Source organism: Neobacillus phoenicis (assembly GCF_047302305.1).
In the GTDB taxonomy this organism is placed as follows: domain Bacteria; phylum Bacillota; class Bacilli; order Bacillales; family Cytobacillaceae; genus Neobacillus.
Genome location: NZ_CP154847.1, coordinates 658,697 through 680,984, shown reverse-complemented (window position 1 = coordinate 680,984; position 22,288 = coordinate 658,697). Strand labels below are relative to the sequence as shown.

28 protein-coding genes are annotated in these 22,288 nt (G+C 42.8%); 7 read left to right on the top strand and 21 right to left on the bottom strand.

Annotated features, from left to right (window positions below; genetic code table 11):
• Positions 1–18: 18 nt before the first annotated feature.
• Positions 19–417 (top strand): HIT family protein, encoded by a 399-nt coding sequence (locus tag AA0X95_RS03470; protein ID WP_413305397.1) that lies wholly within the window; start codon positions 19–21, stop codon positions 415–417.
• Positions 418–462: 45 nt separating this feature from the next.
• Here the strand turns inward: AA0X95_RS03470 and AA0X95_RS03465 are convergent, their stop codons facing one another.
• From AA0X95_RS03465 to ssb, 4 genes are all read right to left on the bottom strand, one after another.
• Positions 463–1,578: a 3D domain-containing protein gene (locus AA0X95_RS03465; RefSeq protein WP_413305395.1), complete on the bottom strand. Its 1,116-nt coding sequence runs from the start codon at positions 1,576–1,578 to the stop codon at positions 463–465.
• Between the two features lie 226 nt (positions 1,579–1,804).
• The gene (locus tag AA0X95_RS03460; RefSeq protein WP_413305393.1) at positions 1,805–2,215 is read right to left on the bottom strand and encodes a hypothetical protein; all 411 of its coding nucleotides are present in this window, start codon (positions 2,213–2,215) and stop codon (positions 1,805–1,807) included.
• Positions 2,216–2,879: 664 nt separating this feature from the next.
• Positions 2,880–3,104 carry a hypothetical protein gene (locus AA0X95_RS03455; protein WP_413305390.1) on the bottom strand — a complete coding sequence of 75 codons (225 nt, stop codon included), beginning with the start codon at positions 3,102–3,104 and terminating at the stop codon, positions 2,880–2,882.
• Positions 3,094–3,465 carry a single-stranded DNA-binding protein gene (gene ssb / locus AA0X95_RS03450; RefSeq protein WP_413305387.1) on the bottom strand — a complete coding sequence of 124 codons (372 nt, stop codon included), beginning with the start codon at positions 3,463–3,465 and terminating at the stop codon, positions 3,094–3,096. The genes AA0X95_RS03455 and ssb overlap by 11 nt, the downstream gene beginning before the upstream one ends.
• Positions 3,466–3,712: 247 nt before the next feature.
• On the opposite strand from ssb, the gene AA0X95_RS03445 reads away from it, so the two are divergent.
• The gene (locus tag AA0X95_RS03445; protein WP_413305384.1) at positions 3,713–4,144 is read left to right on the top strand and encodes a YwpF-like family protein; all 432 of its coding nucleotides are present in this window, start codon (positions 3,713–3,715) and stop codon (positions 4,142–4,144) included.
• 141 nt (positions 4,145–4,285) lie between these two features.
• Positions 4,286–4,549, top strand: a complete 264-nt coding sequence (locus tag AA0X95_RS03440) for a hypothetical protein (protein ID WP_413305382.1) — start codon at positions 4,286–4,288, stop codon at positions 4,547–4,549.
• A 137-nt stretch (positions 4,550–4,686) separates the two neighbouring features.
• On the opposite strand, the gene AA0X95_RS03435 is transcribed toward AA0X95_RS03440, so the two are convergent.
• The 6 genes from AA0X95_RS03435 to AA0X95_RS03410 form a co-directional block, all read right to left on the bottom strand.
• The gene (locus tag AA0X95_RS03435) at positions 4,687–5,019 is read right to left on the bottom strand and encodes a hypothetical protein (protein ID WP_413305379.1); all 333 of its coding nucleotides are present in this window, start codon (positions 5,017–5,019) and stop codon (positions 4,687–4,689) included.
• 356 nt (positions 5,020–5,375) lie between these two features.
• A complete protein-coding gene (gene fabZ / locus AA0X95_RS03430; RefSeq protein WP_413305376.1) occupies positions 5,376–5,810 on the bottom strand; it encodes a 3-hydroxyacyl-ACP dehydratase FabZ in 435 nt (144 codons plus the stop codon).
• A 98-nt stretch (positions 5,811–5,908) separates the two neighbouring features.
• Positions 5,909–6,268 carry a DNA-directed RNA polymerase subunit beta gene (locus AA0X95_RS03425; protein ID WP_413305373.1) on the bottom strand — a complete coding sequence of 120 codons (360 nt, stop codon included), beginning with the start codon at positions 6,266–6,268 and terminating at the stop codon, positions 5,909–5,911.
• 370 nt (positions 6,269–6,638) lie between these two features.
• On the bottom strand, positions 6,639–7,640 hold the full coding sequence (locus tag AA0X95_RS03420) for a rod shape-determining protein (RefSeq protein WP_309857771.1): 1,002 nt from the start codon (positions 7,638–7,640) through the stop codon (positions 6,639–6,641).
• Between the two features lie 208 nt (positions 7,641–7,848).
• Positions 7,849–8,121 (bottom strand): sporulation transcriptional regulator SpoIIID, encoded by a 273-nt coding sequence (gene spoIIID, locus AA0X95_RS03415; protein WP_007086083.1) that lies wholly within the window; start codon positions 8,119–8,121, stop codon positions 7,849–7,851.
• Between the two features lie 492 nt (positions 8,122–8,613).
• The gene (locus AA0X95_RS03410; RefSeq protein ID WP_413305370.1) at positions 8,614–9,207 is read right to left on the bottom strand and encodes a pyroglutamyl-peptidase I; all 594 of its coding nucleotides are present in this window, start codon (positions 9,205–9,207) and stop codon (positions 8,614–8,616) included.
• Between the two features lie 88 nt (positions 9,208–9,295).
• Here AA0X95_RS03410 and AA0X95_RS03405 point away from each other — a divergent pair, with 88 nt between their 5' ends.
• Positions 9,296–9,601 (top strand): MGMT family protein, encoded by a 306-nt coding sequence (locus AA0X95_RS03405; RefSeq protein ID WP_413305368.1) that lies wholly within the window; start codon positions 9,296–9,298, stop codon positions 9,599–9,601.
• A gap of 945 nt (positions 9,602–10,546) precedes the next feature.
• Here the strand turns inward: AA0X95_RS03405 and AA0X95_RS03400 are convergent.
• Entirely contained in the window at positions 10,547–12,532 is a 1,986-nt protein-coding gene (locus AA0X95_RS03400) for a penicillin-binding transpeptidase domain-containing protein (RefSeq protein WP_413309827.1), read from the bottom strand.
• A 165-nt stretch (positions 12,533–12,697) separates the two neighbouring features.
• Positions 12,698–13,564: a peptidoglycan DD-metalloendopeptidase family protein gene (locus AA0X95_RS03395; protein ID WP_413305366.1), complete on the bottom strand. Its 867-nt coding sequence runs from the start codon at positions 13,562–13,564 to the stop codon at positions 12,698–12,700.
• A gap of 143 nt (positions 13,565–13,707) precedes the next feature.
• Here AA0X95_RS03395 and AA0X95_RS03390 point away from each other — a divergent pair, with 143 nt between their 5' ends.
• Positions 13,708–14,127: a VanZ family protein gene (locus AA0X95_RS03390; RefSeq protein ID WP_413305364.1), complete on the top strand. Its 420-nt coding sequence runs from the start codon at positions 13,708–13,710 to the stop codon at positions 14,125–14,127.
• Here AA0X95_RS03390 and AA0X95_RS03385 read toward each other — a convergent pair.
• The 9 genes from AA0X95_RS03385 to AA0X95_RS03345 all read right to left on the bottom strand — a co-directional run bounded on the left by AA0X95_RS03385 (position 14,124) and on the right by AA0X95_RS03345 (position 21,365).
• Complete coding sequence (locus AA0X95_RS03385; RefSeq protein WP_413305362.1) at positions 14,124–14,582, bottom strand: hypothetical protein; 459 nt, start codon at positions 14,580–14,582, stop codon at positions 14,124–14,126. The genes AA0X95_RS03390 and AA0X95_RS03385 overlap by 4 nt on opposite strands.
• Entirely contained in the window at positions 14,583–15,089 is a 507-nt protein-coding gene (locus AA0X95_RS03380; RefSeq protein ID WP_413305360.1) for a nuclease-related domain-containing protein, read from the bottom strand.
• A 540-nt stretch (positions 15,090–15,629) separates the two neighbouring features.
• Positions 15,630–16,667: a stage II sporulation protein D gene (gene spoIID, locus AA0X95_RS03375; RefSeq protein ID WP_413305358.1), complete on the bottom strand. Its 1,038-nt coding sequence runs from the start codon at positions 16,665–16,667 to the stop codon at positions 15,630–15,632.
• Positions 16,668–16,997: 330 nt separating this feature from the next.
• Positions 16,998–18,308, bottom strand: a complete 1,311-nt coding sequence (gene murA, locus AA0X95_RS03370) for a UDP-N-acetylglucosamine 1-carboxyvinyltransferase (protein ID WP_413305355.1) — start codon at positions 18,306–18,308, stop codon at positions 16,998–17,000.
• A gap of 32 nt (positions 18,309–18,340) precedes the next feature.
• On the bottom strand, positions 18,341–19,129 hold the full coding sequence (locus AA0X95_RS03365) for a YwmB family TATA-box binding protein (RefSeq protein ID WP_413305351.1): 789 nt from the start codon (positions 19,127–19,129) through the stop codon (positions 18,341–18,343).
• Between the two features lie 252 nt (positions 19,130–19,381).
• Positions 19,382–19,618, bottom strand: coding sequence for a DUF1146 family protein (locus AA0X95_RS03360; protein ID WP_413305350.1), 237 nt, complete (start codon positions 19,616–19,618; stop codon positions 19,382–19,384).
• A 351-nt stretch (positions 19,619–19,969) separates the two neighbouring features.
• Complete coding sequence (locus AA0X95_RS03355; RefSeq protein WP_413309825.1) at positions 19,970–20,170, bottom strand: hypothetical protein; 201 nt, start codon at positions 20,168–20,170, stop codon at positions 19,970–19,972.
• A 418-nt stretch (positions 20,171–20,588) separates the two neighbouring features.
• Positions 20,589–20,768 (bottom strand): hypothetical protein, encoded by a 180-nt coding sequence (locus tag AA0X95_RS03350; RefSeq protein WP_413305348.1) that lies wholly within the window; start codon positions 20,766–20,768, stop codon positions 20,589–20,591.
• A gap of 270 nt (positions 20,769–21,038) precedes the next feature.
• Positions 21,039–21,365: a general stress protein gene (locus AA0X95_RS03345; protein WP_413305346.1), complete on the bottom strand. Its 327-nt coding sequence runs from the start codon at positions 21,363–21,365 to the stop codon at positions 21,039–21,041.
• A 207-nt stretch (positions 21,366–21,572) separates the two neighbouring features.
• On the opposite strand from AA0X95_RS03345, the gene AA0X95_RS03340 reads away from it, so the two are divergent.
• Both AA0X95_RS03340 and AA0X95_RS03335 read left to right on the top strand, forming a co-directional pair.
• A complete protein-coding gene (locus AA0X95_RS03340) occupies positions 21,573–21,926 on the top strand; it encodes an IDEAL domain-containing protein (protein ID WP_413305344.1) in 354 nt (117 codons plus the stop codon).
• A 98-nt stretch (positions 21,927–22,024) separates the two neighbouring features.
• Positions 22,025–22,279: a GlsB/YeaQ/YmgE family stress response membrane protein gene (locus tag AA0X95_RS03335; RefSeq protein WP_413305341.1), complete on the top strand. Its 255-nt coding sequence runs from the start codon at positions 22,025–22,027 to the stop codon at positions 22,277–22,279.
• Positions 22,280–22,288 lie beyond the last annotated feature (9 nt).

Genomic DNA, 22,288 nt, shown 5'->3' with positions numbered 1-22,288 from the left:
ATGAGAGGAAGATTTTAGGTGAGTTATGCAGTAAATTGCCCGTTCTGTTCCCCACATCAAGATGAGGATCAGCATATTATATTTGAAAATGAGACGTGTTACTTTTTGCAGCATAATCGAGAGCAGGATATATTGGAAGGCTCTGGTGTGATTGTTCCGAAAAAGCACCATGCGAATGCGTTTGAACTAACACCAGAAGAGTGGAACGATACCTATGAGCTTTTACAAAAAGCGAAGGGTTATCTCGATGAAAGATTCTCACCGGATGGGTATACTCTTGGCTGGAATGTCGGTGAGGCTTCCAATCAAACGATTTTGCATAGTCATTTACATGTTATCCCGAGGTATAACGATGAACCGTTAGCGGGAAAAGGGCTTCGTTATTGGCTGAAGCAGCCGGAGAATAGGCGAAAATAAACATAAAAATAGAGCTTGGAGGTGGACTCCAAGCTCTTTCCTGTTCTACTGTAAAATAACAACTTTAACAGTTCTTCTTCCCCATTGAAGTGCCTGTGCTTTCGTTGGCACGAGGATGTCGATTTTATGACCCTTGATGGCACCGCCAGTGTCCCCAGCGATTGCTACGCCGTATCCTTCTACCCATACTTTACTTCCAAGTGGGATGACGGATGGATCGACAGCGATTAATTTCATGTTCGGGTTCGCTCCGATATTGTAGCCTAAAGCCGTAATCGATCCAGAATCATACGGAGTATAAGCCGTTGCTGTTACATACATCTCTTTGCCACTAATCGCTACACCGGCATCATTGCTTGGTGAAGTGGCTGGTTTTGAAACAGGGCGCGCTTTTGCAGCGGCTGCTTCTTGGCTAATTTTTGCTTGAATCGATTTCATTTGTGACTCAATGCCAGCTTTCTGCTGCTCGGCAAGCGCCATTTGTTGTGTAATGGCATTATATTTTTCCTGCATGGCAGTTAATGTTTGTTGTCTCTTTTGCAGGTTTTGATCAAGCTCCGCCTGTTGCTCGGCTAGGGTTTGTCTTTCTTTCTCCAGTGCCTGCTCCTGCTTGTCGATCTCTGCCTTGTCCTTCTCAATCTGTTGAAGGTCCTCTTTTTGGGCCGTCAAGATATCTTTATCTGCATCGATCAGGGTGGATGCTGCGCTCGCACGCTGGATGAAATCAGAGATACTGTCAGATTCAAAGAATAGGTTGATCATCAGATTGATATTATTATTTTGCTGCATTGCAACAGCTCTTTGCTTCATAATATCTCTGCGGGCAAGGATTTTGTCCTCTAATTGAACGATTTCCTCTTTCTTTGCCTCAATCAATTGATTGGTCTCATCCATCTTCTTCTGTGTTTTGGCCATCGCATCTTTGTTGGCCGTAATGGTGTTGTATAAAGACTCTAACTCATGTTGAATATTTTCTATTTCTTTATTAACCGCTTGTTTTTCTTGCTCTTTTTGCTCTACTAATCTAGTTTTTTCGTCTAGCGCTTGTTTAGCATTATGTAGGGCATCACTATTGGTTTGTGCATATGTAATCATATTCCCTGATACACATAACATCATTGTAAGTAACATGAGAATTATACGCTTAGTTGTCTTTTGCATACGCTTCCCCCTCCTTATTAACCTATTTATAACAGATTAATGTACCAGTTATGTTACAAGAATATTAAATGTGTATCACATTTTGTCTTATTTGTGAGGAAAGTGTCAATTCTGTGTCATAACAGCGCCAGCATTTGACAGCAATGGTGAATGGTGTCAGTGGATGGTGTCAGGCACCGTCCGTGGACATTGTCCACCCTGAAAGGACACTTCGCTCGTACTTCGGTTATTCGACCTCTAGTTTCATTCCTACCGCGAGGACGCGGTTCTTGTTCTTTTTCCGTTTTTTGCTTTTACGGTATGGGATGGTACGTAGGAAGGTAACTTTGTTTCCTTTTTTGAAGACAAAGTTATTGATGATGTCAAATACCTCTTCTTCCGTAAGCTGTTTGCATTTACTTCCTTGCGTGATCTTTAATGAGTCTCTGTCACAGGTGAGTTCAATATCGGAATCAGAGATTTGAAACGAATTGTTTTTGTAATCTAGTAGAATGTGCTGATAGGAAACACATGTTGTTTGATGGGATGACTGATTTGAGAGGACGACTGCATCAGAAAAACTAGGCTTGCTTTTAATCCGGCATTCTTGCTTACTTACTTGTTCTCCAATAAATATTAAGGCAACCTTTTCATTCAATCAAATACCTCCAAATATACAATATATGACATCGCTGTTTACTATTCGACAATAATTTTATTTTTTCCTGCAACGAAATACCTAATTTTTTGGGAATCTTAAAATTTATAAGCGGCATAAAACCAATTTTTAAAGTGGACAGGTAATTTTTTCAATATGAGGGGCAAAACATCAAAGAAGCCGCTGACACGTGTTCAGCGGCTTCCTATCAAAAAAACAGGGGGGTTTTTCAATTAGTTTACCCCTCTCGCTGAAATTTAAACCTAAAAATTATCCTTCGGTGCCTGACACCGTATTTTTTTCTGCAAGACTTCGTTAAACTTGTCTGTTGATTTCCGCTCCAGGCACGAGCGGTTCGCGGGCGTGCCGGGGAGCCTCCTCGTCGCTTCGCTCCTGCGGGGTCTCCCCTGCCCCGTACTCCCGCAGGAGTCTTCGTGCCTTCCGCTCCAATCAACAGTGTATAAAAATCAACAATGCTCTTTAACACAGCCTTCTTCAAAAAAAAAATTCCGGCAATGGTTAGCCGGAAAAAACGGGGATGCATACGGAGAAGTCTTTGATTCTTTGTAACAACTGGGATCTGTTGCGGGGAAATCTTCAAAAACTCGCCGGAAAGCTACTCGTACGTCTTGGGTGAAAATGTTCGAATCTTAATAATGTAGGATCACAGATGAAAGGAAATTTTTTCAGAAGAAAGGTGTGGGGTTCTGGAGTACATTGAGATTGGAGTTCTGTCCCTTTGCTCTAACTGCTGTTCCCTGAGGAGCCATTCCAACTGGCTGACCCGTTTTTCCAGGCTGTCAATTTTTTGATTGGATTTTCCAACCATCTTTATCAATGTTTCTAGTAACTGTTCTAGATTCCTTGCTGCTTCGCTGCTAAATTCCAACGCTCGCTTCCTCCCTTTTTTGCTCTGTCACCACATCGTGAGGCTTGGCACTTAGGAAACGGATTGTTTCCACCACCACCTCTGTAACGTACACTCTTTTTCCTTCTTTATTTTCGTAATTCCGGGTTTGCAATCTGCCAGTGATTCCTACAACTGAGCCCTTCCGACAGTATTGGCATGTGTTTTCAGCGGCCTTTCGCCAAAGTGCACATTGCACGAAATCGGCCTCTATCTCCCCGTTGTGGTTCCGAAAATGTCTGCTGACCGCCAGAGTGACATGTGCGACGGAATTTCCTTCTGGCGTCTTTTTTAATTCTGGATCCTTCGTCAGTCGGCCAACAAGCGTGACCTGATTAATCATGGTTTCATCTCCTTTTTATTTGATGCTTCCATCATAGACCCCTGGGGCGTCCCTTGTAAAATGACCCTAAATGACGTATCTGAGACTTTTCGTGCGGATACGTGTGCTATCCCCCTAGCTTTTGGTCAAAAAGTGGCTTTTTCGTATCACCGAAATATGATTTTTACAAAACTCGACAAATATTTTTCGACATTTGCTTCTGCTCGACATATGTTATAATTTAGAAAAAAGGTAACTGGAGGTTGCGATGAAATCTTTTAAGTTATACTCATTGGACGTTATGGATGGTGAAACTTCGGTTGAAGTTCCTTTAGAAGACGGCTTAATTCTTAATAAGGAAGATGAGCGCTCCACCTGGCTGCTTGAGGCGTATACAGATTTGTCCCTCTATGATTTCTTTAACACGATTCACAATCAAAGCCGTGATTTAATTGTTGAAGCTGTGATTACGAAGAAGGAGAACACGCCTGCTTATTTTCAGACGAAGATTGTTTCTTTAAATAAATTTGAAGAGCACATCAGTGTGTTGTTCGAGGGTCATCTCCGCCGTAATAAAAGTGATTACTCAGAGCTGCTGCTCGATAGCCTGATGCAAAAAGGGCTGGAGGGTGCTGCCCTTCTTAAGGAATTTAAGGAGAAAATGAAGAGTAAACCGAAGATTAAAGTGAAAAACCCTTAATTATGATTCTTACCATGACCAGTCTTCGGATTGGTTTTTTATGTATTTACAGTAATATTATTAACATTTATGTTGATTTTTTCCGTTTCCCTAGAGATACTAAAAGTGTAAGTAGAAAAATTTATTTTTAGGGGGGAAGTTATGTCAGGAATCGTTAGTTTTATAGTTGAAATTATTATTGCTATTTTCTTATATGTTGACGCGCCGAAACATAATAAAAGTCCATGGCTTTGGGCTATTCTAGGCTTTTTCTTCGGTCCGTTTGCCTTAGGGATCTACTTTATCAAAACTGGCCGCAAAGTGGTTGGCTGGATTATGGTAATCATCGTCGGACTCCTTTACCTGGCCTTCATCGTCTTAGTCGTTCTTGCTGCCGTACTATTTGCGAATGGTTTTGGGCCTTGATCGATTCTTTGGTGATGTCATTGGTGGAGGCACACTGATGGTGTCAGGCACCACTCGTGGACACTTGTTCGCTTAGAATGGACAAGTTTTTCAGTTAGTAGAGAAAAGGACAGGCTCGGATGCCTGTCCTTTTTGTTTTACTCGTCTTTGTTGTCTCTGTCTTTGACGTCGATATCATCCTCTATGATATCTTCTTGCGGGGTGTTGTTGTCCTTGCCTGGGTCTTTATCGTGTGGCGTATTCTTATCTTCAGATTCCGGATAATGGTTGCGGTCGATGATGTTGTCATCGATTACATCGTTATTATCGTTAGGTGTTAAATCATTATTCATACGGTTATCTGTCGGTGTGTTAATATTGTTATTTGTCGGTGGCGGTGGATTTTGATCATCCCTGTCATTGTTACAGCCCACTAACAACACACCCGATAAAACAGAACCCGCAAGCAGCATAATTAACTTCTTCTTCAAGCGCAAAAGCCCCTTTCACCAAATAAGTTTTGACCTGTACTTGCAATGGTCTTTTTTTATCTTTCCCATTGGTAAAAAAATGATGGCTTGAAGTTTTTTACAGCTATGTCTGCTGAAATTGTCTGTTGAACCCCTCTTGAAGTATCTTTTTTATATGATTTCCTTTCTTACTCGTCACTTTCGATCATTTACTCGTCAAATGGATGATTTACTCGTCTGTTTTCCCATTTTACTCGTCAACTTTCATACTTTACTCGTCAATAACTTCATTTTACTCGCCAACCACTAGTTACAAAAATTCCCACAAATAAAAAAACGACCTAAGCCCCATTAGCTTCAGTCGTCTTATCACAAACTTATTCTTTTTTCTCACCCAACGCAAACGTAATTTCTGCTTCACATGCCACTTCGCCGTCAACCGTTGCAACGGCCTTCCCTTTTCCGATTGGGCCACGCAGGCGGATAATTTCTACTTCAAGACGAAGCTGGTCACCAGGCTTTACTTGTTTTTTAAAACGGCAGCCGTCAATTCCAGCGAAAAATGCTAAGCGGCCACGGTTTTCTTCCTTTTTTAACATAGCCACTGCGCCAACCTGTGCCAGTGCTTCAACAATCAGTACACCAGGCATCACAGGATAATCCGGAAAATGCCCGTTGAAAAACTCCTCATTAGCTGAAACATTCTTAATGCCAACCGCTTTTACGCCTTCTTCCACTTCCAAGATGCGGTCAACAAGCAAAAATGGATAGCGGTGCGGGATAATTTCTTTGATTTGTTCGATATCAAGCATTGAATTAGTACCTCCTACTAGTAACAACTATTATTATTCTCTATTCTACTAGAAAAGATACAGAAAAGGGAAGGGCTTTCGCTCCCTTCCCCAACGATTTATTTCTTATCCACTAAATCCTGAATATGTGTCCAAGTCGATCCTTTAAAAACATCCGCAACCTTCCCGCCGCCAAGCACACCGTAGCCAACCGCAGTTCCAGCCATTAAGCTGACAAATGTGAACACCACTAAAAGAAGCAGACGAAGCCAAATTGGAATCAGACGAATGCGGATGCGTTTATGGACGTGCGGTGCTGCCTCCACCTTTTCACTTGTGCGATCCACCTGCGCGCGTTCCTTTTTCATCACAGCTTTTTCATCTTTGGCTTTCTGCTTTTCAGCCTTCACCTTTTGCTGTTCTTCATATTTAGTTCGTTTATATTCTTCTCTTGTCTTGGCTTGATTGTTTACAGACATTCACTAATTCCCCTTTAACCGGACTGCCCCATGGGCCCAGTGAGTTATACATATTATAACCAACTTTTTTAAAATCGGTAACTTTAATTCCTATATAAAAATTGCTTTCGCAAACTATTGAAAAATTTTCATTACTTCTATTATAAAAAAATATTCCCCATTGCACATTAATTTTTTGCGAAAAAAGTCAATTGATGTAAAAAAAACGCAAAATCTGCTTATTAAAGAGGAATTTAAGCCAAATAAAAAAGCCCAATGACCGAGGCTTGTCCAGCCTGCTTCATTAGACTTTTCATGTTTAGTTCGGGACTATTTCATCATTGGTTAGATGTCATACCACCACGAACAATAAAAAATGTACAAAAAACTCTTACCCTAATTTGCGATTAGGAATGCGGTCGATGTTATCAAGCATGATACCTGTTCCGATCGCTACACAGTCCATTGGATTTTCTGCTACAAGAACTGGAACCTTCAATTCGTCAGCAAGCAGCATGTCGATTCCGTGCAGCAATGCGCCACCGCCAGTTAAAATCACGCCACGATCAATGATGTCCGCTGATAATTCTGGTGGAGTGCGTTCAAGAACACTCTTCGCCGCCTGAACAATTACAGCCACAGATTCACGAAGGGCACCCTCAATTTCTTCCGAACGAACCGTAATTGTGCGCGGTAATCCGCTCACCATGTCACGGCCGCGAATTTCCATTTCCTCTGAACGAGAACCAGGGAATACGGTACCGATGTTGATTTTAATATTTTCAGCCGTACGCTCACCAATCAAGAGCTTGTACTCACGCTTGATGTAGTTGAGGATTTCCATATCAAACTTATCGCCGGCCATTTTAATGGAGGAAGAAGTCACGATATCGCCCATAGAAAGAACTGCAACATCCGTCGTTCCTCCCCCGATGTCCACTACCATGTTACCGCTAGGTTGGAAAATATCCATTCCAGCACCGATTGCTGCTACCTTTGGCTCTTCTTCAAGATAGATCTTTTTCCCGCCGCTCTTTTCAGCTGCTTCTTTAATCGCCTTTTGCTCAACACTTGTGATGTTCGTTGGGCAGCAGATCAGAATGCGCGGCTTCGATAAAAAGCCCTTTACGTTTAACTTATTAATAAAATGCTTCAGCATTGCTTCTGTTACATCAAAGTCAGCGATAACGCCATCTTTCAACGGACGGATCGCGACAATGTTGCCTGGTGTACGGCCGACCATGCGGCGAGCTTCCTCACCAACAGCAAGCACTTTATTTGTATTTTTATCAATTGCTACGACAGATGGCTCATTCAACACAATCCCACGGCCTTTAACGTGAATCAGCACGTTAGCCGTCCCTAAGTCAATCCCAATATCCCTTGCAAACATTCTCTTTTCTTTCCTCCTCAAAGCGGAATTCCACATGCATTTCCTAATTTTCTATTGTATCATAATCCTTAAAATTCCCATAACGTTTTAAATAAATTACTTGGAATTTTGATGAATTATGTCGGAAATGTTTTCTTGACGAAGGATTCCAAGAGAATGTCTTTTAAGGTTTCACGGATAACCCCATATTCCCCACTGCTGTTGCGGCTTATTTGACAGCCTCGCCTTCCTTTTCTTCTTTTTGATACTTCATCTTTGTCGCTTCCCCACCCCTGAGGTGACGAATCGATTTATGATAATCTAAAATTTCTTTTACCTCATTTGCCAGCTCTGGATTAATTTCAGGAAGTCTCTCTGTCAAATCCTTATGGACTGTACTTTTGGATACGCCAAACTCCTTCGCAATTACGCGAACCGTTTTCCTCGTCTCCACGATATACTTTCCAATCTTGATAGTTCTCTCTTTGATGTAATCGTGCACACTCTCGCCCTCCCTAATATGGATGTGAGTAGTGTGAAATGAGACCCGCTTATCACTTCGACGAATTCTGCTTCCGTGTGGATGGGTGTCAGGCACCATCGAAAGACATTTGTCCGCATACAATGGACAGCCTTTCAAAATCAGTGTTCCTTGTCGAACTCCACACGACAGAAAGTAATCTACCTTCTGACAATACAATGAATAATCATGTCCCCGACTGAATATCCGCTAACTTCAAACGACTCTTCACCTCAAACACTCTCTTTGTAAAGGTTTGTAACCATTTTATTAGCTTGGATACGGGTTTATGCACAAAATCCACAAACGGGACAAGGCATCTCAAAAGTTTTTTGAAAATTGGACAATTTAACATCGTTTGACATTCTAGAAAAAGCCTATATTTCAAGGGTTTCTGCGTGGAAATATAGAATTGCGCGCAATATTTCCCAAGAAATTTGTCGAACGAAAATTGGCTATTTTTTCAAAAAAATATTATTCTAAAGTGCCAATCATGACTTTTACGGCCTCCAATAAATCCCGTTCTGACCAAGACAGCAGCTCTTTTTTTCCATTCAGCACCAATTCATGCGACGCGGGGATATGAACAAATCCCGCTGGCCTGTCCTTCACTTCATGCAGCACCACATACATGACATTGTTACAAAGATACGTCCCGGCAGAATTTGATATCTTCGCCGGAAAGCCGCTCTCATTGAGCTTATTGACGAATTTTCTTATTGGCAGTGTGGAAAAATAACCATCCGGACCATCCTCGATAATGGAAGCATCATTCAGCACGACACCATTGTTGTCCGGCGCGCCATCGCGGCAATTGATGGCAATTCGCTCAGGAGTGATCGTTGACCGCCCTGCCGCGAGACCTAAGGACAGCACCACATCTGGACTTTGTTTTTTGATTTCTTCTAGGATTCGTTCCCCCGCCTCCTGGTAATCAACCGGCAACAATAAACCTTTTATTTGATAACCACCCATGCAGGCTCCATCAAGTTCTTTTACAATTTTCTCGGTCGGATTAATCGGAAACTCCAAAAATGGTTCAAACCCTGTTAAAAGTAAGGTCTTCATCTGCTGCTTCCCCTCTTGTCTTTTTTCAAAATATTATATAATGTTCATAGACTGTTTAGAAGGATTTTCCTGAAAGGAACCAAAACCCATGACTCCATTTACCGAAAATGTAATTAAAATTATTCTTGGCATCCCTGAAGGCAAGGTTATGACCTATGGCCAGATTGCCGGTCTCGCCGGAAGCCCCCGCGCTGCCCGCCAAGTCGTCCGCATCCTCCACTCCATGAGCAAGAAGCACCGCCTCCCTTGGCACCGCGTCATCAACGTGAAAGGACAGATCGCCCTGCAGGAAGATGAAGCCTATAACGAGCAGGTACTGTCGCTGGAGGCGGAAGGCGTAGAGGTCGGCCTTGGAGGGGTAATTGATTTAGAGAAATATCAGTGGAAGCCGTAATTGTCTCATGGGCATTCGTAAAACCTTGCTACGTTACCCGGATCCCTCTTTCTCTACTGGTTCGGGCACGTAGAACACTCCTATGTTCCCCGGGGCCTGCTTTCTTTCCTAGTTCGGGCACATAGAACCCTCCTACGTTTCCCAGGGCCTGCTTTCTTTCCTGGTTCGGGCACATAGAACACTCCTACGTTTCCCGGGGCCTGCTTTCTTTCCTGGTTCGGGCACGTAGAATAACCCTCGTTCCTCAAAAAAATCACGGATATTAGAAACCTTCTCCAATCCCGAACCAAATTAGATACAAAAAGAGGAAGCCCCCAAAACAAAGTTTCAGACCCCACAACCTCAACAAATAGCTGAACTTTTCCTAAAAGATTCACCATATATGAGTATTAAACGTGAGTTCAGCTCCTTCTCGGACATCCTCTAAATATCTTCCTTTTAAATTATAAGTTGATCACTTCTTGAAATACCTTTAAAATTACCTTTTTTATATAATTGCCTTTCTTACTCGTCACTTTCGATGATTTACTTGTCAAGTTTATGATTTACTTGTCGATTTTCTATTTTACTCGTCACTTTCCCCATTTTACTCGACAACCACGAAACTACACCTAATCCTTCATTAAAAAGCCAGGCGTTTAGCCTGGCTCTGATATCTTCCTTCAAAATTATGTGTAGATTCCCTCTTGAGATGTCTTTAAAATTACCTTTTTATATGATTTCCTTTCTTACTCGTCACTTTCGATGATTTACTTGTCAAATATATGATTTACTCGTCGATTTTCTTATTTTGCTCGTCAAACTTTACACTTTACTCGTCAATAATCTCATTTTACTCGCCAACTACTAAACTACACACCCGCCTCCATAATAAACACCACAATTATCAAGAACTGCGGTGGGACAAAAAAAAAACGCCCAGTCCCCCAGGCGACAAAACAAACATTATTTCCAATTCATAAAGATATTCTTCACCTTTTTCACCGGCACCTTGGAACCGCCTCTGTCCTGCACATTTTCCACCATCATTGCCACCATCAAGCTTGTCGAATTTGCATTATACGCGATAAACCAGCCATTCTCAGAACCCAATACCCCCTGCTTCAGCTTGATCTCAGCCGTGCCCGTTTTCCCTGAAAGAGGATAATCCGCCATCTCCGCCGCATGCGCCGTTCCACCCGCATCGCCGACAATCTTCCGTAAATCCGCAGCAATCATAGCAGCATGCTCACTAGAAACCGCCGCTTCCTTCCACACCTGCCCCTGATCTTCATCTGCCAAAAGCGTCGGTTTAATCATATTGCCATTATTAACAAACGGAGTATAGGACGCCAGCAAATGCACAATATTCATCTGTATCTGCCCCTGCCCATAACCAGAATCCGCCAGCGCAATCTCACTGTCCATTTTTCCCATTTGAGAGGTCTCGAGCGGATACGTGTATCCCATCTCCTCTTCAAACCCGAACTTCTTCAACCCTTCCGCAAAGCCCTCTTTCCCCATTTTTAACGCTGCTTGTGCGAAATAAATATTATCCGAGAACACGAGAGCTTTTTCCAAATTAACCGGGCTGCCCACATGGACCCGCGTCACAAAATAGCCGCCCCACGACTGATCCTTTTGCCACTTCGGCCCAAGAATCGGAACCGCCTCCCCGGGGTTAATCATACCCTTCTCAAGCCCGACAGACGCCGTGATTGCTTTCATCACCGACCCCGGTGCATACAGTTGCTTAAACCGCGTCGTTAACGGCTTCCCTGCATCCTCCTGCAGCGACTTCCACTCATCCGCTGAGAATCCAAGCACCGCCTGGTTCGGATCAAACGACGGACTGCTCACAAGCGCTAGCGTCTCACCCGTCATCGGATTCATCGCTGCCGCCGTCCCGGCCTCCCCATTCATCTCATTGAATGCCGCCAGCTGCAACTCCGCATCAATTGTTAACTTCACATTCTGCCCATTCTCAACAGGCTTCTCGGCGAGCACTTCCTCGCCGCCATCCTTCTTTTTAATGATAATCTTCACTCCGCTCGTCCCCTTCAGCTGCTCATCCAGCACCTGCTCAAGGCCGCGCTTCCCAATCACATCTCTACTTGTATAGCCCTTATCCTTGCGCTTCTCCAGCTCATCCGCCGTAATCGGCCCCACATAGCCAATTAGTTGCGCCGCCGCTTCCTTATAGGGATAAACCCTTGCCCCAACCTTACGCGTCTGGACAGGCCCAAGGGCAACCAACTGGGCAATCCGCTCCTGATCGTCCATCGATACCTTTTTCAACGGCACAAACAGCTCCGGCTTTACCCAACTAGCGCTTAGCGCCTTCTGAATCTGTTCCGGCTGCATTTTTAACAGCGGTGCTAATTGTGCGATGATCGCCTCATCCGCCTTCCCAGCGACCACACCCACCTCATACACCTGGCCATTCACAGCTAGCCCATTGCCATTGCGGTCAAGGATTTCCCCTCGCGTCGGCGCCACCGTGCTCAAACTGATCTTGTCGCCTTCCTTCATCTTGGGAAAAATGAACCCTGTATTCCAGTCTACATACCAGTTTTTCTTATCGTCTTTTTCTTCCTTTTGTAACTTAGCTTGTTGGGTAAATTGAATGGTTCCAGCAATACTGCTCATTTTTGCGGTAAAAGAATACTGGGCTTGTTCCTTGTCAGCCTGCTTATCCTCTTTCGGTTTTTTGAAGTGAATCTTGAGGTCTGTAATCTGAAGGTCTTTGTAGATTTTTTGATAGCGGGTTGTAAACTCATCTTTGGTGATTTTCTGCTTTGCATCCTGCGAAAGGTAGCCATACATCTGATCAAACTTCTGCTTATTCCATAAGGCTATGTACTCCGAAAACCGATCCTGCGGTGTCGGCTCCTTACTGCACCCGGCCAGCGCAGCAACAATCAGAAGCACTACAACCAAGAATCCTGCCACTCTCCTCAAACCAATCCCTCCCTTTAATTCCATTTTAACATAAATTGGATACAGTTGGGTGTCAGGCACCATACGTGGGCATTTGTCCTCCATTCATAGACACCCACAAATCTGCACAAAAAAAAGAGGAAAGTAATTCCCCTTCCCCTTTGGTCACATTCATTATTATGAATTTTTGTTTTGTGTAGAGTTCATTGATTCGTCGTCCGTTTTTTCGTCAGAAGACTTGTCGTCGCCTGATTTTTTATCGTCGGTAGAGTTTGCAGGATCTTCTAGTTTCTGCTCATCTTCCTTGATTTGTGGACTATCTACTGAATCACTTGATTTGTCATCCGAAAGCTTGTCTTCCTGTAATGTCGTTAACGATTTTTCAAAATAATTCGTTGGGTTTACAGCAACACCGTCTTTACGGATTTCAAAATGTACATGGGTTCCAGCTTTTTCATTGAACAAGCTTTGTCCAGCCTTGGCAAGAACTTGTCCCTGTTTTACTTGTTCGCCAACCTTGACCTTTATATCTTTAACTGATTGATATTGTGTTACAATACCTTTGTCGTGCTCCACTTCAATGACGTTTCCTAGGACGGCATCTTCATCCACACGAGTAACGGTACCACTTAATGATGCAACTACATCAAACGTTTCGCCGTCTTTCATTGTGATATCGATACCAGTGTTTGGCACATACGTATTGTTGTAGAATACTAATGCTGCTTCCTGGTCTTCTGCTTTGCCTTGGAAATCATAGAATTTCATTTTTACGACTGCATCATCAGCCTTGGCAACCGGCATTTTGAAGTTTTCAAGAGCTTTATTAACTTCAACAGCTGGTGTTTGATTCTTTTTACCAGCAAGATCAGTGGACTTATAATCGTATTTGTCTGTCGCACTATTGCTAGTTTGGAACCATAGAACTGCGGTCAGAATGATTGCTGCACTTGCGATATAGATGGCTGGAAATACCCAACGCTTCTTGAAAAAGCGTTTTACACTGGAACTTTGAGAAGATCGTTTGTTTTCTTCCTCTCTCATTTTCATCACCTCAGCAATCATTCTGAACAGATAAGTAGAATTATATACACAAGTCAAAAAAATTTTTTTGGAGTTATTTTTCGACAGACCTATTCTTTTTATGCATGAAGCTGAAAATTTTTTTACTTAGGAGGAAAATACTTATGAAATTACTATTAAAATGGGGTTTACGTGTTTTACCCCTTGCATACATGGCCATCATCTGGATTCAATCCAGCCTGCCATCCGACCATTTTGTCGAGCTGCCCGATGCATCCCTCGACACAATCATCAAGGAATCCTTGCATTTAATAGAGTTTGCCATTTTGTATGTTTTACTAGTGTTTGCCTTCTTAACACGAAGCGGTCAGTTAACACCCATCCTGAACGTAGCCTGCGCCATATTCGCCGCCCTCTACGGAATCAGCGATGAAATTCACCAATCGTTCGTACCCTACCGCTCATCATCGCTATTCGATTTTGTCAAAGATATCATTGGAATTAGCGTGTGTTTTTATTTTATAAGAGGGGCGTTGTTTGGAGGGAGATTTCAACGGCTGGGAAAAATACTAAGAACACTTTAGCTTTTCGGTTTATGATACACACGATTTTTAAATGTTCCAGTGTGGGGAAGGTTCATTGATTTTATGATCCTGTTGCCAACATGAATGGTGGGAATATGCAAGAATTCACAGATCTCGGCATTCGTAAACGAAGGCTTTATTATAAGAAAATAATCATTAATGGATGGAACATGGGCGGTTTTGGATATTAGATTACATTTTAAACAGCACCATTTCCCACCTTTATAGGTCATTGGGATTGTGAAACAATCTGGACATTGTACACCTGTAGGGATGTCTTTTGGAGATAAATTGTAGGCTTGAAGGATATTCGGGTCATCAGGCGTGTGATTGGTTAAAAGGAGGCGCGTTATCTTTTTCAATTCTCTTTTGTCTAATTGTTCCTTTTTATAATAGGCGGCTATTTGTTCAATTCTCTCTAATACATTTTCACTGTTACAGATATGTAGAGTCATTTAATCATTCTTTGGTTCCGCCTTTATGATTGTTTTTTCATTACTATTTACAAAAAAATAATGAATAGGAATCTCAGGACAATTATGTTCTCTTAGCCAAACTTTTAGTTTTTTTGCCTGCAGTTTTGCTTGTAGAACAGGGTTTTTAACTCTTTCTTCTGTACCATTCCTTTTGCACATCGTTTGATTAAACTCTTTTTCAAAGGATAGTTCTCCACCGACATTCTTTACCTCCAAAACCATTGCAAAATTGGCACATAATAAGAGGAAATCGATTTGAAAGTAGTATTGTCCGTCAAATAGCCGAAGTCCATGAAAAATAATGTAATCTTTGTCAGGAAGCATAGTTAAGTAAAAGTACACTGATTTCTCGCCTCGGTAACCAGCCATTCTTCTTTTATATTCAGCCACCACCTCAGGATACTTTGGATTTAACTCGGGCAATCTTCTAATAAGTGCTTCAAGCTTATCCATTCTTGGCGTTATACGCATTTCTTTAGCGATCAAACACATCATCCCTTTCTTTTTTTCTAAAAATTCTTCTTCTTTGTTTCTTATCCCTGCAAAAATCGACAGTAATTATGAACGATTTGTAAACTTCTAATTGATTCCTGGTGCTTTGTTTGGTTTACTCGTCACTTTCGGCAGTTTACTCGTCAAATTTTACGATTACTCGTCTGCTTTTCATTTTACTCGTCAACTTTCACACTTTACTCGTCAGAAACCCCATTTTACTCGCCAACCACTTAAATACACCCACTTTTCCACTAAAAAGCCAGGCGTTCAGCCTGGCTCAGGTATCTTCCTTTGAAAATATGTGTTGTGCTCCTCTTGAAGTGCCTTTAAAATTACCCTTTTTATATAATTGTTTTCTTACTCGTCACTTTCGCTGATTTACTCGTCTATTTTTTTATTTACTCGCCAACTTTGCTATTTTACTCGTCAACTTTCACAACTTATTCGTCACTTTCCCCATTTTACTCACCAACCACCATTAACAAAACAAAAAAAGCCAGGCACCCCAAGCCCGGCTTCCTTCACACACCACTACTTCTGCGCCGTTAACGTCGCCATCAAACTCTCTGCCGACGTAATCTCGACCCCCTGATAATAGTGCTTCACAATATCCTTATAACTCTTTCCTTCCTCTGCCATCCCGTTTGCACCATACTGGCTCATCCCAACGCCGTGACCGAAGCCCTTCGTCGTAATCACAATATTCGTGCCCTTGCGCTCCCAAGCAAAATCAGACGACCGAAGATCCAGCTTCTCGCGGATGTCCTTTCCAGACAGCACCTTACCATTAAAATCTACCTTCGCCACACGCTTACCCGTCGTGCGCTCCACAATTTTGCCCACCTGCGAACCAGTGCCCACCTTCACACCCAGCTTCGCCTCAAACTCCTTCACCGTCATCACCTTTTGGCTATTAAACTTCGGTGAACTCTTATCCCACGGGCTCGACACACTTCTCAAATACGGAATATTACCTGGCCAGTAATCCTCCGAATTCTCAGTATAACCATTACTGGTAGAGAAAAAAGTAGCCTGAATCGCCTCACCCTTGTAAGTCAAAATTTGCCCCGCCGTCGAACGGACCGCCTCCACTACCTTCTTCATTTTCCAATTATAATCCGCGCCCCACGCTCTCCTCAGCTCATCATCGCTCTTGTACACCTGGTGGATTTGTGTGTCCGTGACCTGAGCCCCTTTTGGTGCCCCTAGCGTATCCTTACTGACCAATCGCTTCACAATATACGTTCTCGCTGTTAGTGCCTGGGCCTTAAGAGCTTCCTCTTTGAAATCTGCCGGCATCTCTGCTGCCACAACGCCAACGAGATAATTTTCTAAGTTTACTGTCTCGATCTTTGATTTTGCGGAACGAAACACCGCTACTTCGACCGCAGCATCCGCGGAAGGTGACGCCGCTTTCGCATTCTCTGCAGAGGTCTTCTTCAAGTCTTCACCTAATTTTCCGCTCGCCTTATGCTCATCCGAGAACGGTAACACAAGAACAGCTGGAACAACTAAAGTCAGGGCAATGAGGAGTGTCGCTAGTACGATGAGTGGTTTGATTTTTTTCATGATTGTGCCTCCAGTTTGTAAAATTCACACCCGGCACAAATCAGCCGAGTTGCGTCTCATTCATACATATGGAAGCGGACAAGCATTTATTACACAAACTTTTATAAAAATGAACACAATCCCCGACCCCCGACAAAGTCTCCGCTGAAACCTAAACCCATCACCAAACCCTGTGTCCACCCCACGCACACAAGTGTCCACAAACGGTGTCAGGCACCATAAAGGAGTCAGGCACCGCTTAAAAAGCATCGCACAAAGTGCAGCGCACCAAATCTCCATAAAAAAACAGACCCCGATATCCATCAGGGTCCGTTGTCTTCAATATTTACATTAAGCGTTCATGTCGGAGACGAATTTTTCCTCTACAACGAAGATTTCGTCTGCTTCTTTGACGCGTTCGATATCAGCGCCTAATCCAGCTAGTTTGCCGTGGAAATCAACGTAACCGCGATCCAAGTGTTTCAACTCAGTCACGCGTGTCACGCCATCTGACACTAAACCAGTTAAGATTAATGCAGCTGCTGCACGAAGGTCTGTTGCGGATACTTCCGCACCTTGTAAGTTAGAAGGACCATTTAAAATAACGGAACGGCCTTCAATTTTGATATCTGCATTCATGCGGCGGAATTCTTCTACGTGCATAAAACGGTTTTCAAATACCGTTTCCGTAATCATAGAAGTCCCCTCTGCACGAAGCAATAACGCCATCATTTGGGATTGCATATCCGTTGGGAATCCTGGATGTGGCATCGTTTTGATGTCAACGGCCTTTAACTTATCAGGACCGATTACTCGAACGCCGTCCATTTCCTCATTGATTTCAACACCCATCTCCTCCATTTTTGCAATAAGAGAAGAAAGATGCTCTGGAACTGCACCCTTTACTAATACATTTCCGCCAGTAATCGCAGCAGCAACCATGAAGGTACCTGCTTCAATACGGTCAGGAATAATGTTATGGTCGGCACCAAATAACACATCGACACCTTCAATACGAAGCGTGCCCGTACCTGCGCCTCTTACTTTAGCGCCCATTTTATTTAAGAAATTAGCCAAATCGACAATCTCTGGTTCTTTTGCGACGTTCTCGATGATGGTTGTGCCCTGTGCAAGAGTTGCTGCCATCATGATGTTCTCAGTAGCACCAACACTTGGGAAATCCAAGTAAATCTTTGCTCCCTTTAAGCGGCCTTCGGTCTCCGCTTCGATGAAGCCATTTCCAACCTTCACTGTTGCACCCATGGCTTCAAAGCCTTTTAAGTGCTGGTCGATTGGACGAGATCCGATTGCACAGCCGCCAGGTAAAGCGACTCTTGCACGGCCATTGCGTGCCAACAAAGATCCCATGACTAGAACAGACGCGCGCATTTTTCGAACATATTCGAATGGCGCCTCTACTTTCAACTCTCTGGATGCATCGACGACAACTGTATTGTTTTCGAACACGACTTCAGCATTTAGGTTGCGTAAAACTTCATTGATAGTATATACATCGGAGAGTGTAGGTACGTCACGTATCACACTTTTTCCATCACTTGCTAATAATGTTGCAGCGATAACAGGCAGGACGGCATTTTTTGCGCCTTCTACTTTAACCGTTCCTGTAAGCCTTTGTCCGCCGCGGACGATGATCTTTTCCAAGAGTATTCCCCTCCGCGTCCATTTTCTCTATATTAATATTCAATCGTTATGATTGGTGTGCCAACTACAATGGTAGTCTTACCGCCCAATCGTTCGGAGCGTATGCCAATTTGTAAATTCATGTTATCTCTTTGATTTTCTATGGAGCCAGTAAACATCGGCGAATTCGCCGAAACAGACATGAATGTCTCCTCTTTTAACGCTTCGATCTCTTTTGCATGAAAAACGGACAGTAAATTCTTTACTGTTATGGGTAAAGCCGTATCAATCTTATCACTGAAAACGCCTTTCATACAAGAAAAAACTGTAGGTTTTCCACGAAATATGTCGGATAGCCTACTTTTAAATTCATCAGAAGTGAAATAGGCCGCTATCGCCTTGTTCCACTCTTTTCCAGTGACACTATATACTATATACGCATTAACAGGTTGTTTTGTGTGGGTTGCCATAATTTGAAGCATTTCGCTGTGGTGTTTAGATTTTGGAGATACTGCTGTTACTTCCCATTTTTGGCTGGTATTTTTAATTGACCAATCCCAATCGGGGAACTTTTCCTGAAGTTGCTCGGCGTATTCCTTCACGTCCTGCTCACTTTTTATGCCGGTCATTTTTTCTCTTGCATAAAAAGACCATTCATCGAGCAAAATATTTTCGGCTTCTAAAACAGAGCCGATTTTTGCCAAATCCTCGGCACCATCCGGATTTGCTTGACGTGTAAACGCACCGTTACCATTTGCTTCAGTTGTGTTGTACCCGAAAACAACCAGGATCAAACTTAAAATTGTCATCACAGATAAAAAAAACGAACGATATCTTTTCATCTCTCTACTCCCCCTTACTACCATTGTTACCAGGTAGCGGGTGAGCATACTTGGGAATTGTCGTCACATTTAGACAAGTTTCAAAAACTTAACCAAAATGAGACAAGTTCCTAAGGGAGACAACCTTAGCTTTCCACATAAAGATGATTGTACTCAAAATATCGTCAAATGGGAACATGTACGAAGACCTAAATTTTTTCCAGTTGTATGTACAGGATTAGTAAATTTGTCATTTCGAACCATTTCTGCTAATTATTGAAAAATTAATGGCAGCTGTTTGGACCATTGAAGATAATCAAGGAAAAAGTTACTAACAGATGACCCGATGAAAATGGCTAATAATATGTAGAGAAGCCGTGCCTGAAAAACATGGTTCGGTCTAATCAACTTATCTAAGCGAATCGCCTGCAACGCCCACCAAGAAATGGCGATGAACACTAAATGTGACAGGATGCTAACTAACGCCAGTTGCCCAAAATCATTTATCATTCTGCTACCCCCTTTTTACACACAAGGATTATTCTAACATATAGACGAAGGAAGATATAACAGTTTCTATTTTTTTCAAAATCCCCCTTAAATGTGACGATTTTGTGAAATCTCTGTAAAAGAATGGCTTTTTTAAAACGTCACTGTTGAATTCCGCTCCAGGCACTTCGCTTTCCGCGGGCGTGCCGGGGAGCCTCCTCGTCGCTTCGCTCCTGCGGGGTCTCCCCTGCCCCGTACTCCCGCAGGAGTCTTCGTGCCTTCCGCTCCAATCAACATTGTCTATAAAACAACATAGACCTTTAACACAGCCAAAAGCAAAAACCGCATCGGGGGCCCGACACGGCTTTCAAACTAACGGCTTAAGCTGCCATTTGCATTGAAGTAATACCATTTTCCACTAATCCAAACCCGTCCCGTTACCATTGCTCCCGAACTGTTAAGGTAATACCATTTTTTATTGTAATACAACCAACCGATTTTCATCGCCCCCGAACTCTCAAGATAATACCACTTGCCTCCATCAAACCCAATCGGTTCGTATGAATGCTCCACTTTATTTAAGTTGAACGATATCACCTTACACCTAAGTTAATGAAGAAAGTGGACTAAGGTCCGTCCATGTTGTCTCTCTATTTGCATTATGTATATCAAATTCCATTATACTCCATTTTAGTAAGAAAAAATTACCAATAGCGCAAATTTCCGGGGAAGTTCTATCGATATTAGTAATTGTTAAATTGGAGTTTGGCGGAATAATTGGCGAAGCAGGCGGAATCCTACGTGAATTGGGCGGAATACCACCCGAAGTTGGCGGAATAAACCGTCCATCTAGCGGAATTCCATACAAAGTCGGCGGAATTCCACCTCATCACAAGCAAGTTTTATCAAAAAAACAAACTAACTGCCTAAATTCCGTTCGTCCTTCTCTTAACGGGATTTAGGCAGCTAGTTTGGGTGTCTTTCTAAGAATTTACGCTTCATTCCATACTCGATATAGGTTTAATGGGACGTACACTCGGTCTCCCTGAATTTCTCGGTGGATAATTGGCTTCTCAAAATGTTGATCAAGGCTACGGTCTGACCGAAACTTATGACGCGCTCGCTCACTGGCTCCTACTAATTTCTCCAAACTTAAATTCGAAAATTTCATCTCGTTCCTCTCCTTTTTTGTGCTTTGTAAACTTGTCCTGTTGATTTCCGTTCCAGACGCTTCGCTTTCCGTGGGTGTTTCGGCGAGCCTCCTCGGCGCAAGCGCCTGCGGGGTCTCCCCTGAACCATACTCCCACAGGAGTCTTCGCGTCTTCCACTTCAATCAACAGGGTATAAGAATCAACAATATTCTTTAAGACTACCTTTTCAATAAAATGGAATCGATAGGAAACAAAAGACCCACACTTTTGCTTCCTATCAAGTTTTGACCTTATGCTGATTTCGTTGCTACAACGACCACTCGACCGTGATCCATTTCTTCCTCAAAACGCTCAGCCTCTGCTTGTGACAAGCCTAACGACTCTAGCTTCGAACGCAGCTCATCTCCTCGTGAGCGAAACACATTGGCCATACTATCAAACAAGCCTTGTTCGGCGACACCAACATCGGTAAGATCCAGATTATCCGCTAGGTTCTCAGAGCGATTTTTATCATGCGCCAATAAATAAATCTCATCCTTCGTATAGCCCTGCGTCATCAACTGTTCAATTTCCTGCTTCGCTTGTACACCATTTTCAACGACTTTTACTGTTTCCATTGTTATTTCCTCCTTGTGATTTGATGAAGCTGCCCTTTTTATTAGCAGCTTGTCGTTCTACTTGTTATATAACCGCTCCTGAAAAATTAAAACCTATTAATTTTAAAAATTTTGAAGGGTTACAAATGAAATGACAGTGGGTATATAGGAAGTAGATTTTTACAGAAGCGAGATCCAAGCTGCAATTTATATGGAGGTGTATGAAGGATGAGGAAACTTTTATGCAAAAACTGTGGGAACGCTGAATTTTACGTCATTAATATGAACGAAACATTGTGCAAGTGTGGTTGTCGTTTATCAAAGCTCAGCGATTATCGCTGGGAGGAATCAAAGAAATGGAAAGAAGTCTATCACGAAGAACAAAAGCGGCAAACCGAATTGATCTTTAAGATTAGTTTATTAAAGAGGAAAATCGACACCTGTCTGGATGAGCGAGACAAAGATGGCTTTAAAAAGCTCACCAAAGAACTAAAAGCATGCCATACTGCGTTAAAGACGGGCGCTCCCCACCCTACTGCACGATTACGCGAGAGGGTGCAACATAATAGAGATATCGTTTAATTGAAAAAAATCGAAATTGTTGGTTTAAGGTCCGCTAAGGCGGGTATTTAATAGTCAGAGTTACTTACTACTTGAAAAAAAGAAAGGAGAGAAATCATATGGGATTCATTTGGGCATTAATTATCGGAGGAATTATTGGCTGGTTAGCCGGACTTATTATGGGGCGTGATCTGCCAGGTGGTATCATTGGAAATATTATCGCAGGTTTCATTGGAGCATGGTTGGGATCCTTCCTATTAGGAAGCTGGGGTCCTGAAGTCGGAGGCTTCTTTATCATCCCGGCTCTCATCGGTGCGATTATCCTTGTATTCATTGTCAGCTTTATTTTTAGAAGTATGAAACGCACTGCGTAACCAGTCATA